Source organism: Flagellimonas flava, from assembly GCF_050617915.1.
GTDB lineage: Bacteria > Bacteroidota > Bacteroidia > Flavobacteriales > Flavobacteriaceae > Flagellimonas > Flagellimonas flava_A.
Genome location: NZ_JBODQE010000141.1, coordinates 1 through 242, shown reverse-complemented (window position 1 = coordinate 242; position 242 = coordinate 1). Strand labels below are relative to the sequence as shown.

1 protein-coding gene is annotated in these 242 nt (G+C 64.9%); it reads left to right on the top strand.

The window, feature by feature from the left end; all coding sequences use genetic code 11:
• A partial coding sequence (locus ACRHOZ_RS21305; protein ID WP_431130368.1) for a TPM domain-containing protein occupies positions 1–242 on the top strand: 242 nt, incomplete at both ends.

Below are 242 nucleotides of genomic sequence, written 5' to 3'. Positions count from 1 at the left end.
CCGATCGCCGCATCCGACTGTGGGTGGTCTACGTCGAGAACTTCTCCGGTCAGAGTGCGCTCAACTGGGCGCAGCGCACGACGCGGACTAGCGAGCTGGGTAACTATGACGCGCTTCTGGCCGTGGCCACCACCGGTCGCGAATATGCCTTTCTAGTGCCATCCGCGATGCCGGGTGTCAGCGAGGGGCAGGTCGACAACGTGCGGCGCTATCAGATCGAACCGGCGCTGCACGACGGCGAC